Annotated in this window: 8 protein-coding genes; 5 read left to right on the forward strand and 3 right to left on the reverse strand. The window is 41.8% G+C overall.

The genetic code is table 11. The features are described from left to right. Positions 1-81 precede the first annotated feature (81 nt). Together CYAN7822_RS07945 and CYAN7822_RS07950 are read left to right on the forward strand one after the other, a co-directional pair. Positions 82-837: a hypothetical protein gene (locus tag CYAN7822_RS07945; protein WP_013321728.1), complete on the forward strand. Its 756-nt coding sequence runs from the start codon at positions 82-84 to the stop codon at positions 835-837. A 180-nt stretch (positions 838-1,017) separates the two neighbouring features. Continuing rightward, the gene (locus tag CYAN7822_RS07950; protein WP_013321729.1) at positions 1,018-2,220 is read left to right on the forward strand and encodes an aspartate aminotransferase; all 1,203 of its coding nucleotides are present in this window, start codon (positions 1,018-1,020) and stop codon (positions 2,218-2,220) included. 3 nt (positions 2,221-2,223) lie between these two features. Here CYAN7822_RS07950 and CYAN7822_RS07955 read toward each other — a convergent pair whose 3' ends face one another. The 3 genes from CYAN7822_RS07955 to CYAN7822_RS07965 all read right to left on the reverse strand — a co-directional run bounded on the left by CYAN7822_RS07955 (position 2,224) and on the right by CYAN7822_RS07965 (position 5,113). Next, complete coding sequence (locus CYAN7822_RS07955; RefSeq protein WP_013321730.1) at positions 2,224-2,709, reverse strand: hypothetical protein; 486 nt, start codon at positions 2,707-2,709, stop codon at positions 2,224-2,226. A 277-nt stretch (positions 2,710-2,986) separates the two neighbouring features. Beyond that, a complete protein-coding gene (gene eno / locus CYAN7822_RS07960) occupies positions 2,987-4,279 on the reverse strand; it encodes a phosphopyruvate hydratase (protein WP_013321731.1) in 1,293 nt (430 codons plus the stop codon). Between the two features lie 51 nt (positions 4,280-4,330). Beyond that, positions 4,331-5,113, reverse strand: coding sequence for a DUF3887 domain-containing protein (locus CYAN7822_RS07965; protein WP_013321732.1), 783 nt, complete (start codon positions 5,111-5,113; stop codon positions 4,331-4,333). A gap of 705 nt (positions 5,114-5,818) precedes the next feature. Here CYAN7822_RS07965 and CYAN7822_RS07970 point away from each other — a divergent pair. The 3 genes from CYAN7822_RS07970 to CYAN7822_RS07980 all read left to right on the forward strand — a co-directional run bounded on the left by CYAN7822_RS07970 (position 5,819) and on the right by CYAN7822_RS07980 (position 13,954). Then, the gene (locus CYAN7822_RS07970) at positions 5,819-8,455 is read left to right on the forward strand and encodes a chitobiase/beta-hexosaminidase C-terminal domain-containing protein (protein ID WP_013321734.1); all 2,637 of its coding nucleotides are present in this window, start codon (positions 5,819-5,821) and stop codon (positions 8,453-8,455) included. Between the two features lie 251 nt (positions 8,456-8,706). Beyond that, positions 8,707-12,987: a response regulator gene (locus CYAN7822_RS07975; protein WP_013321735.1), complete on the forward strand. Its 4,281-nt coding sequence runs from the start codon at positions 8,707-8,709 to the stop codon at positions 12,985-12,987. Then, positions 12,980-13,954, forward strand: a complete 975-nt coding sequence (locus CYAN7822_RS07980) for a GGDEF domain-containing response regulator (RefSeq protein ID WP_013321736.1) — start codon at positions 12,980-12,982, stop codon at positions 13,952-13,954. The genes CYAN7822_RS07975 and CYAN7822_RS07980 overlap by 8 nt, the downstream gene beginning before the upstream one ends. Positions 13,955-14,016: the final 62 nt, after the last annotated feature.

The following is a 14,016-nucleotide window of genomic DNA, read 5'->3' on the forward strand; positions in this document are numbered from 1 at the left end:
AGTTACCAGTTGTGTAGGATAATTAATAAATATAAAGAACTGTTTACTTTTTGTAGCCTTCCTCAACACCCTCACTCGCTCATGAATCGCAAAGCCTTTAACCCCGTCATTATTCCTCTGCTTTACAGTAGTGTTTTACTGCTGATCCTTCCCTTCACTTATCAAGCGGTCTATGGACTGACAATTTTACTCCACTGGTCACTGCCTCAGTTCATCGTGACGGTCATCACCATCATACTCGGTGTATTTACCGCCGTTTGTGTCTATGATGTCATTGGGGATAGCAAAGATTTCCTCTGGTTACTGAAAAACTTTAAAGGTTGGTTAAAGGACATTTGGCAGACCATTAAACGCTACATCTTGTTTCTAGCCCATCGTCACATCATCAAACCCCACCTCAAAAAAATCGTCAACGAATATAAAAATACCCCTAACCTACTCAAAGAGGGATGGAAATATCATTGCTTTGAAGAGGTACTCCTAGAACATGGCGTTTTTATGTTCGCTCAAAGAGATTTGCTCAAACAGGCCAAAAACCCCGATCTCGTCTATGTCGAGGGTTATACTCTTTTTAAAGACCCTAAGACCTCTGTGATGATCATGACTCATGCTTGGATGGCAACCCCTAACCAAGCTTTAGCCTTAGATGTTCTCAACCGTGAGCCAGGAATTTGTTATTTTGGTGTTCCCTTTTCTCGTCAGTGGATCAGCCAAATTCTCCGAGACAGAAAACAACGCGGAGAAAAAGAATGCTTAATTTTTGATGTCGGTACTCCTGAAGGCTTACATATCCTTAAATATGGCTTGCCAACAGAGGCCATCGCTTCACACAAGTAGTCCAGTAGGGTGTGTTAGCGCAGCGTAACGCACCTTACCCAATACTGACGGGGACTATCAACCCTGAAATTTTTCTATCAAAAATGGCTCTTAGCTAACAACTCAGGCTAAAACAGTAGTAAAGAGCCGCCACTTCCATGAGAAAATAATTGATTACGTGAATTTTAATCGCCCGCTAAAATGACTGTAGATTGGATTAAAAGCCGTGCTGACCGCCTAAGAGCCTTACCTCCCTACGTTTTTGCCCGCTTGGATGAACTCAAAGCTCGTGCGAGGGAACAAGGTTTAGATTTAATTGATTTAGGAATGGGAAACCCAGATGGATCTGCCCCTCAACCCGTAATTGATGCTGCCGTCACAGCCCTAGCTTATCCTCCTAATCATGGTTATCCCCCCTTTGAAGGAACAGCAAGTTTTCGCAAAGCTATTACTTGTTGGTATCAACGTCATTATGGAGTTGACCTCGATCCGGATAGTGAAGCCTTACCCTTGTTGGGGTCTAAAGAAGGACTCGCTCATTTAGCTTTAGCATACGTTAATCCGGGAGATTTAATCTTAGTGCCTTCTCCCTCCTATCCCGCCCATTTTCGCGGGCCCATGATCGCCGGAGCGAACCTTTATCCTATCCCCCTAAGCGCCGAACAAGACTGGTTAATTGATTTATCTTCTATCCCCGAACAAGTAGCCCAAAAAGCCAAAATTTTCTACTTCAATTATCCGAATAATCCCACCGCCGCCACAGCCCCAAGAGAGTTTTTTGAAGAAATTGTGGACTTTGCTCGTCATTATGAAATTATGCTAGTGCATGACCTAGCTTATGCCGAAATTGCTTTTGATGGCTATGAACCTACCAGTTTATTAGAAATTCCCGGGGCAAAAGAAATCGGCGTAGAATTTCATACCATGTCGAAAACCTATAATATGGCCGGCTGGCGAGTGGGCTTTGTGGTCGGTAATTCAGATATTATTCAAGGTTTACGCACCCTGAAAACCAATCTTGATTATGGGATTTTTTCGGTCGTCCAAAAAGCCGCCGAAACTGCCCTAGGATTACCCCAAGAATATATTACTCGCGTCCAGCAACGCTATCAGCAACGACGAGATTTTCTCATTTCGGGCTTAGCCGAATTAGGCTGGAAAATCCCCCCCACTAAAGCGACGATGTATTTGTGGGTTCCGGTCACTGTGGGGATGACTTCCACCGACTTCGCCCTCAATGTGTTGCAAACCACCGGGGTTGTCGTCACGCCGGGGAATGCCTTTGGAGAAGCCGGAGAAGGGTTTGTCAGAGTCAGTTTAATTGCTGAGTTGGATCGCTTAGGAGAAGCCCTCAGACGCTTAAAACAAGCGGGAATTCGCTATCAAAGCGAGGTTTTAGTTTAATCCTTAAAACCCAAACTGCTCACATTTAAGCGTTGTATAAGAGGTATTGATAGAACACCGAATTTGTGCCCATTCGTTGGCTAATTCTCTCTCTTGTGGGCGAATTTTCCGTTCATGAAGTTCAGGATGCCGCGCATAAAAAACGGCATCAGCAATTTGATCAGCCCAATTAACCGGTAAATCCTCTATAAAAGGCCCGCCACACTGCCAACAAGGTAAGTTAAAACGGTCAGCAACCTTGTAAAGAGCCATCCATTCCCGAATATAATCGGTTTGATCGGGTTGGATTCTTTTACCTTCTAGTTCAGGATGAAAATACCAAAACATGGCATCTGCCACATCAGCCGCATGAGGGTCTAAAGTAGATTGAGCGATTAATTTTTCAGTTGGGGCTTCATTTGCTCTACTCTCAGGAGAGTGAATTAGGGTTAATCCTGTCAATAGAGCTACAGAGGATAAAATAACAGTTAAGGAGTGAGAGAGTTTCATAATACTTAAATAAAAAATTTATGGGTAGGTACCTATTTAGATCACTACATATGATCGCTAGAAGATTCCGTATAAAAATATAATTTTTGGCGAAATTATTCCTAAAAAAAAGCGATTCCTACCTGATGATTAACTTGGAATCCAAACTTGAGCGGCTCTAGCCACAAGAAAAATATGTTTTGGCTTAGTAAAAATAGCCCCCTCAAGGTAAAAGAGGGGGTGCGGAAAGCGTTCCGCACCCCAGTGAAACAATCAAACCGAATTATCTATCTTTTATCTACACTTTCGGTCCGAGTCCAATTTTAGCCGCATAGACAGCGCGGTCCCCTAACTCATCTTCGATGCGGAGTAGTCGGTTATATTTAGCCACCCGTTCACTACGACACAGAGAACCCGTTTTAATTTGTCCGGCTCGGGTAGCCACCGCCAAGTCAGCAATCGTCGTATCTTCGGTTTCGCCAGAACGGTGACTAATCACCGAACGATACTTATTACGAGTCGCTAAATCAATGGTTTCTAAAGTCTCAGTTAAAGTCCCTATTTGATTGAGTTTAATGAGAATTGAATTAGCTACCCCGAGATCGATGGCTTTTTGTAGACGGGTAGGGTTAGTCACTAATAAATCATCTCCCACTAATTGCACCCGAGAACCCAACTGATCGGTAAGAATTTTCCAATTGTCCCAGTCTTCCTCAGCCAGTCCATCTTCAATAGAGATGATCGGATAGGCACTAACCAACTTATCGAGATAGTCAATGAATTCTTGAGGAGAGTGGGCAGATCCATCATAAATGTACTGACCCTCTTTATAAAACTCGCTAGAAGCCACATCCATTGCTAAAGCAATTTGTTCACCGGGTTTATAGCCGGACTTTTCGATCGCTTCTATCAATAAATCTAAGGCTTCTTGGTTAGAGCTTAAGTTAGGAGCATAACCCCCCTCATCCCCAACCCCAGAGAGGAGCTTTCTCTGCTTCAAAACTGAACTGAGACTAGCAAATACTTCGGCTCCCCAACGTAAAGCTTCTCGGAAAGAGTCAGCCCCTACAGGCATGATCATAAACTCTTGAAAGTCCACGTTATTATCAGCATGGGCCCCACCGTTGAGGACGTTCATCATCGGCACCGGCAGAACGTTGGATAAAGGCCCCCCTAAATACCGATACAAAGGAATATCTAATTCGGCTGCGGCGGCTTTAGCAGTTGCTAGAGAAACTGCCAGAATAGCATTAGCTCCTAATTCTTTCTTGTTCGGGGTTCCATCCCGCTCAATCATTTTCAGGTCAACGGATGTTTGATCAAAAGCATCCATATCTAGGAGTGCAGGCGCAATTTTTTCCTCGACGTTGCGAACGGCAATTAAAACACCCTTGCCACCATAACGATGATTGTCGCCATCGCGCAATTCATGAGCTTCAAAGGTTCCAGTAGACGCACCACTAGGTACTTGGGCTAATCCTACTGCCCCAGTTTCCAGACGGACTTCTGCTTCAATGGTTGGCCGGCCACGAGAGTCAAGAATTTCTCGGGCTTCAATGGCTTCGATAGGAACTTCTGGTTTGTTTAACATGAATAGCAGTCTCCGAATTTTAAACGCTACTGTTGTAGGTAATCCTTTTCCTTAATTAATCCTAGGTGCATCTACTCCCACTATTCGTCTTTCTTCATCAAAAATTATAAATAGGGGTTCGCTTCCTTTATCAAATTCGGCAGTCACGATCACCAAATCTGTCCGATCCACGTTTGAACCGGGGCGAATTTCCGTCTTGACAATCTTTTTAAACGCGCCATTTCTTCTGATGAGGTCTTCCCATCTCTTTTGCACTTGTTGGGGAAAGAGTTCGGTTTTGAGGAAGGGATGTAAATAGCCTCTGGCTTTGGTATAGTTGTTAGCGGCCATAGATTCCACAAAGATTTGAGAAATTTGCTCAATGCTATCTATTTTGGGGAAGTCTATCCCGACTATTTGCTGATTTTTGTTAAAGGTTACCACAATATTGTCAGTTGTTTTGGCAAACTGCGTGTTAACTACCACTAGATCAGCGTTGACAGTGTTGACCACCTCAGCGTTCAGTTGTTTGGTGATTTTTCCGGTAGCTTGCTCGCTTTTATCCCATATATCTTTGATTTTTTGAGCAGTTAAGCTTTGGGCTAGGGGAGGAGCCATGATTTTTCTAAGTTCCTCGTATTTTCCGCTTGCTAATAGGTTTACTGCGTTGGCGGCTTTCTTTTTCAATGCTTCGTTTCTAGCCGCATCAGTAGCCTGAGCAATTTCAGGCACCGACATCAACTCTTGAGACTGGGCTTTAACAGGTAATTCAATAGCTGATAAGCTTAAAGTCAGCACTAAGACAGGCCAGTAGGGTTTGCTTCGATTGAGAATAGAGAGGGGAAACAATAACATAATTTCGGTTCACTCCTGATCGTTATGTATTAAATTTGACTGTAATTCGAATTCAAAGAAGATTAAATAAATATAAAAGTTTCATTAGGGTTAATCTAATTGACTTAATCTAAGCAATGGAACTATCTGACTGTTCCCTTGAGGAACAACACAGCAGCCAAAACCCAACATAAGCCTAAAAAGACTAGGTAGCTAAAACTCGGGCAACTCATTGTCTTTGGAGTCAAAGCTCAAAAATCGTCTTCAGAATTGCCAGCTAAAGGGTGGGGATCATATTACTGTATTTTTTTTTTAGACTGTGGCCTTGGTGACAGAAGGTTAGTTTCTGTAAATGTTTTAATAGAAAATAGTAATTTTTGAAAATTCCATAGACTCTATATGCTGTGTCAAGATTGTCAACGTCGCTCTACCTGTTTGGTTTTCCGGCTCGCCAGCCTAGATAAGTCGCTTCAGAAAGGACTGGAGAAGCTTACACGCTGCGAAATGCTTAGAAATAGTCAACGAAGCTAATTTTTTTTTTAAGCAGGTAAACTGTTGAGTAGAGCTTGGTTTTTCCCAAACTCGCAACCTCGACAGTTTTATGTTTTTGAATATAGTTATTTTAACTTTTTCTTAAAACCCTAAACCGCTGTAGTCATTCACAATAATAAAAGCCAAGCTCAACAATAAAAGGGCTACATAGCTTCAAAGTAAGGAAACATAAGTATGGTAGATTTAATTGTACACTTCAAGCGGCCAAATGGATGGGAAGAAATAATTAATATTTACTACTGGGACACATCACCAAACAGCAACGCTACAAACTGGCCAGGAGTTCCCATGACGGAGGAAGATAACGACTGGTTTGTCTATCGGTTTGAGGGAATAGAAGCCGCTAATATTATCTTTAACGATGGAGAGGGAAAACAAAGCGGCAACCTCAGACGAGACAGCGAAGGCTGGTTTTTTCTGGATAACCGTTGGTATAATCAAAACCCCGAACGTCCTCTAGTTCCGGTTATTACCACTAGACCGAGTGGACAAATTTATCTTACACCGCAAACCGTGACCCTAGAAAGCAGCAACTCTGAGGACATCATTTACTATACAACCGATGGCAGCATCCCGACGGTTAACTCTCTGCGTTATACAAATTCAATAGAAATTAATAGTACCACCACCCTACAAGCCTTTGGCATCAATGCAGAAGGAGAATCTGGGGCAATTTCTAGCTTTATTTATACCATCGATCCCAACGCAGACTTAGAACGTCCAAGCATTACCCCGAGTCAACCGGCTAACACCTATATTGACCCCATTTCCGTCTCTTTTACCCTTCGGGATAATCGGCAGGCCCCGGTTACGGCTTACTATACCACCGATGGCTCAGAACCCACTCGAGAATCGGCAATTTATTTACAAGGAGAGGCTTTAAATGGGTTAGAAGGGCCTTCTATCTCGATCTCTCAAGCAACTACCCTTCGCTTTTATGTCGTGGATGAAGCCGGAAATGAGACAAGGGAGACATATTCTTATAATATCGGTCCTGTACTGGAAACCCGAGATTTCCGAGAAGAAACCATATACTTTTTAATTACCACTCGCTTTTATGATGGAGATCCCAGTAATAACTTTTTCTGTCGGGATCGGATTAAATTTGATCCTACCACCGGCAAAGCCATTGACCCTCATTGGCGAGGAGATTTTCGCGGACTGATCCAAAGACTAGATTACATCAAAGACTTAGGGTTTAGCGCCATTTGGATTACCCCACCCATAGAAAACCGCAGTGGACTAGATTATCATGGCTATCATGGCTACGACTGGACCCGCATCGATTCCCGTTTAGAATCTCCGGATGCCACTTATCAAGATTTAATCAATGAAGCCCATGCCCGAGGGATTAAAATTATTCAAGATGTCGTCATCAACCATTCCTCTCAATACGGCATTCGAGGAAAAGTTTGGATCGACCATTTACCCATTAAGTATTACGTTCCCCAAGGATCAGAACAAGGGCGCATTAATTACGGGCCCTACCAAGGAAATTTAGGCAACTATGCCTATCCCGGACGAGAAGATAATGATAATCCTCTAGCCCCCGAATGGTATCGAGAAAGAGTCAATTCAGATCCCCAAGGACTAGAACCCCTGATCGACCCAAAAACCGGTGCCACAGTGCCCAGTCCGGGTTATAATCCCAATCGTTTCTTTGGCATAGATGCAAATACCCTTGACCCCGAATGGTATCATCAAGAAGGCTTTATGGCCGGCGGGGACTGGGAAAGTGCCTCACTTCAAACCAAGCACATGGCCGGAGATTGTATTGATCTGGCCACCAGACGACCCAATGTGAAAGATTATATTATCAATTCCATCAGCCGCTATTTAGACATGGGTGTAGATGCACTACGAATTGATACGGTAAAACATATTGAACGCAACAACCTATTGGAATATATTAACGCTTGGAAAGCCTATAAACCGGGTTTATTCGTCTTCGGCGAAAACTTAGTTAAAGGTACCGGTTGGGGTGATTTATTTGGCGATGATAATGGACCGTCTTTTATTCGTCCTTGGTGGTACACGCGGCTAGGGGATGACCCCAAAAATCCCAATTCTGGCGGTGACTCAGGATTTTCGGTACTAGACTTTTCCCTATTTTCCACCTTTCGAGATAATGTCAGTCGAGGGACTTATAGTGGGATAGGCACTAATCTGGGCAGAGATTGGGTTTATGGAGATGCAACTCAACTGGTAACCTTCTTACAAAATCATGATGTAGGTCCAGATAATGATTTTCGCTTCCGTTTTCGCGGGGATCAATGGATGGCGGCGGCGGCTTATAATATGCTTTGGACCGTGCGAGGCATTCCCTGTCTGTATTACGGCGAAGAAATAGAATTTATGAAAGGCGCACCCCAAGATATTATCGGCAATGATGATACTTTGGATCAAACCGGACGCGCTTATTTTGGGGACCATCTCACCGATGAAAATATTCGCACCACTCAAAGTCATCCTCTTTACAAACATATCCAACGCTTAAACCTCATTCGTCGTCAAATACCGGCTTTACAAAAAGCCCCCATGAGAGAGGTCAATGAGTGGGGCAGTGGGATGAGTTTTGTCAGAGATTATAATAATGGTGAAAGTTATGTGGTTGTCGGTTTAGCCATTGGCGGCGATCAAAATATTACGGTTGGGAATATTCGTAATGGAACTTATCGAGATGCTGTGACAGGTAATACGCTTGAAGTGGGAAATGGCTCAATTTCTTTCTTTGTGCGGGCTAATTCTGCCGGTATTTACGTTCTCAATGGTCCGGGTAAAATAGGTGAAGATGGAGTGTATTTGAGGTAACTATCAATCCGGTTTGGCTGAGTAAAATTGCTTAGTCAAACACCAACAATTAAGCTGTATATTTTACGCCTGAAAGCACTGGGGGTGGGGTAACTCCGCCCCTACTTGTAACATCAAACCCTTACCTGTTCGGTGCTGACGATCAGCTAAAACGCCTTTAAATTTTAGGTCATCAAGTTAAGAAAAAACCTTTTCCTCTTTTCTTTTTTGCCTACATAAAAACCTGTAATTTAGACCCGTGAGCAGCTTATATGAATATATTTAAAAACCTTCAAGCTGATTTATCAAAAATTTATCAGAAAAAAAATTTAGTTTTTTTATTGACCTTAACATTCATTTCCCTGATCACTATTTTAATTTATTTTTCCTTAATTAATCAAGAAAAAATTCAACTGAAACAGCAAACTAGCTCTGAAGCCACTCTAATAAAATTACAAATCATGGCTGAAGTCAAAAGCCGAGTTTTAGAATTAGAACGATTAGCAAGCCGTTGGGAAGTTCGGGGAGGAACACCGAAAAGAGAATGGGAACTAGATGTTAATAATTTGCTAAAAGACTATTCAGGATATAAAGCGATTGAATGGGTAGATGCAAGCAATCATGTGCGTTGGGTAATCCCAGTTAAAGGTAATGAAGCCGCCATTAATTTTAATCTTGCTTCTCAAACAAAACGACGGAAAGCCTTAGAAATAGCCCAGAAAAATCATCAGAGCATTATGACTCGTTCTGTGGATTTAATTGAAGGCGGTCAACAATTTTTATTGTATGTTCCCTTATGGAATTCTCAAAAATCTGACGGATTTATTGTCGGTATTTTTGAAATAGAGAGTTTTTTAAATACCGTCTTAAATCATCAAATTTCTCAAGGTTATAAAATTCTAATTTTTGAAAATCAAGAACTAATTTATAGCCAGAAGCCCACCAATTTTAGCGAGAAAAAAAAATGGTTAGCCGAAATTGATTTAAATAACTTTTATTCATTAAAATGGCGCATTCAAGTTATTCCTAGTGCTGAAATTATAGCCAAGCTCAATTCCCCTTTACCCAAAGTCGTATTAGTAGCTGGTTTGCTGATCGGTTCAATGTTAGCCGTAGCCCTTCATTCAACTGAAACGGGGCGACACCGCAGTCGTCAACTCGAACAAGAAATTCTACATCGGCAACAAGTAGAGGCAAGTTTACGAGAAGCCTCACGACTACAGCAAGCAATTGTTGATGGGGCCAATTATAGTATTATTTCCGCTAATCCAGAGGGAATTATACAAGCTTTTAATCGTGCGGCGGAACAAATGTTAGGCTATAAAGCTGAGGAAGTCGTCGGGAAATTTACCCCTGAAATTATTCATGATCCCCAAGAAATACAAACACGAGCCAAAGAACTGTCTCAAGAATTAGGCATGAAAATTGAGCCGGGATTTGAAGTGCTTGTTGCTAAAGCGAGACAGGGACAAAAAGATGAAAATATATGGACTTATATCCGTAAAGATGGCTCATCTTTTTCCGTGTTATTATCCATCACAGCCTTATATGATGATCAGGGACAAATTAGCGGTTTTTTAGGAATTGGCAGCGATCGAACAGAACGCTTACAAACCCAAAAAGACCTAGAAAATACCTTAAGAGAATTAACCTTTCAAAAATCCGCCCTTGATGAAGCGGCTATTGTGGCCATCACTAATGCTAAAGGAGTCATTAAATATGTCAATGATAAATTTTGTCAATTATCGCAATATAGCCGAGAAGAACTAATCGGTAATACCCACCGAATTGTCAAATCTGATCACCATCCCCCAGACTTTTTTAAACATTTATGGTCAACCATTAGCCAAGGAAAAATCTGGCAAGGAGAAATTAAAAATAAAACCAAAAATGGCTCCTATTATTGGGTAGACACCACGATTGTGCCTTTTTTAGATGTTCAAGGCAAACCCTTTCAATATTTAGCGATTCGCTTTGATATTACTAATCGAAAATACATCGAACAAGCCCTACAAAAAGAATTAAAACAAACCTTACTCTTAAAGCAGATTAGCCAAAAAATTCGCGAAAGTTTAGAGCCACAACAAATATTTCAAACCACAGCCGATCAAGTGGGGCGAGCCTTTGGTGTCAATCGTTGCCTGATTCACAGTTATATTCCCACTCCTACCCCTCGGATTCCCATCGTAGCAGAATATTTTCAACCCGAGTATGACTCGATGATGGGGCTAGATATACCGGTTAGCGGCAATCTTCACGCAGAAACCCTTTTAACCACCGAGCGAGCGATCGCTTCTGATAACGTCTTTGCTGAACCCCAATTAAAAAGTGTCGCCGGCATCTGTGAGCAAATGGGGAGCAAATCTATATTAGCCATTCGCACCTCATACCAAGGAAAACCCAACGGAATTATTGGATTATACCAATGCGATCACTTTCGTCATTGGACTTTTGAAGAAAGAGAATTATTAGAAGCGATCGCCGCTCAAGTGGGCATTGCCCTAGCTCAAGCTCAACTGTTAGAACAAGAGAGAAAACAACGCTCAGAACTGGCGCTGAAAAATATCGCGTTAGAAGGAGCCAAACGAGAAGCCGAAGCCGCCAATAAGGCTAAAAGCGAATTTGTTGCGATGATGAGTCATGAGATCCGTACTCCTATGAATGGCGTGATCGGGATGACTGGCATTTTGTTAGATACCCCCTTAAGCGAATTACAACGAGATTGTGTCGAGACAATTCGTAACAGTGGAGATGCTCTACTGATGATTATTAATGATATTCTCGATTTTTCAAAAATTGAATCCGGCAAACTCGAGTTAGAAGAACAACCTTTCAATCTACGGGAGTCTATCGAAAGTTCACTCGATTTACTCGCCCCTAAAGCGGCTGAAAAAGGATTAGAATTAGCCTACATTTTTGACCCTAACACTCCTGAAACGATTTTAGGTGATGTGACTCGTCTGCGTCAGATTCTGGTTAACTTAATCGGCAATGGCATAAAATTTACCGAAAAAGGTGAAGTGGTGGTCAATGTTAGCAGTTATCCTCAAGAAAAATCTTCAACAGCCCCCACCTATACCATCGAATTTGCTGTCACCGATACGGGAATTGGCATTGCGCCTGAACGAAAAGATAAATTATTTAAAGCTTTTAGTCAAGTGGATAGTTCCACTACCCGTCAATATGGAGGTACAGGATTAGGATTAGTGATTAGTAAACGACTTACTCAGTTGATGGGAGGAGAGATCTCGGTAGACAGTCAACAGGGTAAAGGTTCCACGTTCAAGTTTACTATCACGGCTGAAGCCTTTCATTCATCAACCCTGGCCTGGGAAAAATATATCATTACCCATCTAGCCAACAAACGAGTGCTGATCGTCGATGATAACCAGACAAACCGCAAAATTTTAATTTTACAAACTCAGTCTTGGGGAATGATTCCCACCGCCGTAGACTCAGGACAAAAAGCCATCGAAATCATCGCTCAAGGAGAAACATTTGATCTAGCGATCTTGGATATGCAAATGCCATCCCTCGACGGAGTAATGTTAGCCCAAATCTTGCGTCAATACCCAAGCGGAAAAAATTTACCCTTAATTCTACTTTCTTCTGCCGGTCAATTGCTGCCCATAGAGCGGTTAAAAGTCGATTTTAGCAGCACTCTAAGCAAACCGATTCACCAAACCCAACTCTACAATGCCTTAGTGCAGGCCCTACAGACACAAACTAAAATAACGCTTGATCGCCCATCGGTTCCGGAAAATGGGTCGATCTTATCTAAATATAAAGATTTAGGGCAACAACATCCTCTGCGGATTCTGATAGGGGAAGATAACGCAGTCAATCAAAAAGTCATCCAACAAATTTTACAACGCATGAGTTATCGGGCGGATCTGGTTGCCAATGGTTTAGAAGTGATTCAAGCGTTAAAACTTCAGTCTTATGATGTGGTGCTGATGGATATACAAATGCCGGAAATGGATGGATTAGAAACTACCCGATGGATCACTCAAACTTATCATCAGGGTAGCAGACCTCGAATTATTGCGATGACGGCCAATGCCATGCAAGGCGATCAAGAACACTGTCTTGCTGCGGGTATGGATGATTATCTCAGTAAACCCATCAATATTTTTGCTTTAGCTGAAGCGTTACAAAATTCTCAACCCATCACTGTAGATACGACTAGCAAGGAAATGGTGAAATCTCTGCAATATTTGCAAGACAGCTTGTGTGCAGGCGATTTAGAATTGATGAAGGAGATGATCCAATGTTATTTTATAGAAAGCGAAAAATTAGTTAAGACTATTACCAGTGCTATAGCGCATACTGATGCACCATCTCTATTTCGTGCGGCTCACTCTCTTAAATCTAGTAGTGCCTCTCTTGGAGCCAGCCATTTTTCTGAACTGTGTAAAACGTTAGAAATGATCGGGAAAACGGGTAACCTAAATAAAGCACCAGAAATGGTCAAAATTTTAGAACAAGAGTATATAAAAGTTACACAAGACCTCAAACAATTTTTAATCTCAACTTCCTCTAATTATGAATAATTATTGTTCTATACAGACTGAACCGGTTTCGGTTTTAATTGTTGATGATGATCCCTTTACCCAAATGCAGTTGCGCCTTTATTTACAACGGGAAAATTATCGACTCATTATAACCAATAATGGTAAGGAAGGCTTAAAAGCTTATCATCAATATCATCCCGATCTAGTGCTGCTTGATGCTGTTATGCCGGAAATGGACGGCTTTGAATGTTGTCAACAGTTAATGCAATTACCGGGTGCAGAATATACGCCAATTTTAATGATTACCAGTTTAGACGATCAGCAATCAGTGGATCAAGCCTTTGCCGTCGGTGCTACAGATTATGTGACTAAACCGATACACTGGCCGGTTTTGCGTCAACGAGTCAGGCGTTTACTGCATCAAGTCCGGCTACAACAACAGTTAGAAGCGGCTAACGAAAAACTACAACGTTTAGTCTCTATTGATGGCTTGACTCAAATTCATAACCGCCGGCGTTTTGATGAATGTATTCAGTTTGAATGGCAACGACTAGCCCGAGAAGAACAGTGGTTAGCTTTAATTTTTATAGATATAGATTATTTTAAATTGTATAATGATACTTACGGTCATCAAGCCGGAGATCATTGTTTACAACAAGTGGCTCAAACCATTCAGAATACTTTACAACGTCCTGCTGATTTTGCGGCTCGTTATGGAGGAGAAGAATTTGCAGTTATACTACCTAATACCCATTTAGCGGGCGCAAAAAAGGTAGCTGAAAAAATTCGTTTTAACATAGAAAATTTACACATCCCTCATCAAAAATCTAGCGTGAGTCAGTGGGTTAGTGCGAGTTTAGGGGTGGTTTGTCTGATTCCTGATGCTCAAGAAACACCCAAACAGTTAATTAAAAAAGCTGATCAAGCCCTCTATCAAGCTAAACTGCAAGGACGCAATTGCTTAGTCACTGTTGATGAGTCCCAAATTTTAGCTATCATACCTTAAATTATCAATACAATAGAGGTAGCTCTGAGATTGGCCTCGATTCTTGCTATTTTTATTCCCTA

This window comes from Gloeothece verrucosa PCC 7822 (genome assembly GCF_000147335.1).
Classification (GTDB): Bacteria; Cyanobacteriota; Cyanobacteriia; order Cyanobacteriales; family Microcystaceae; genus Gloeothece; species Gloeothece verrucosa.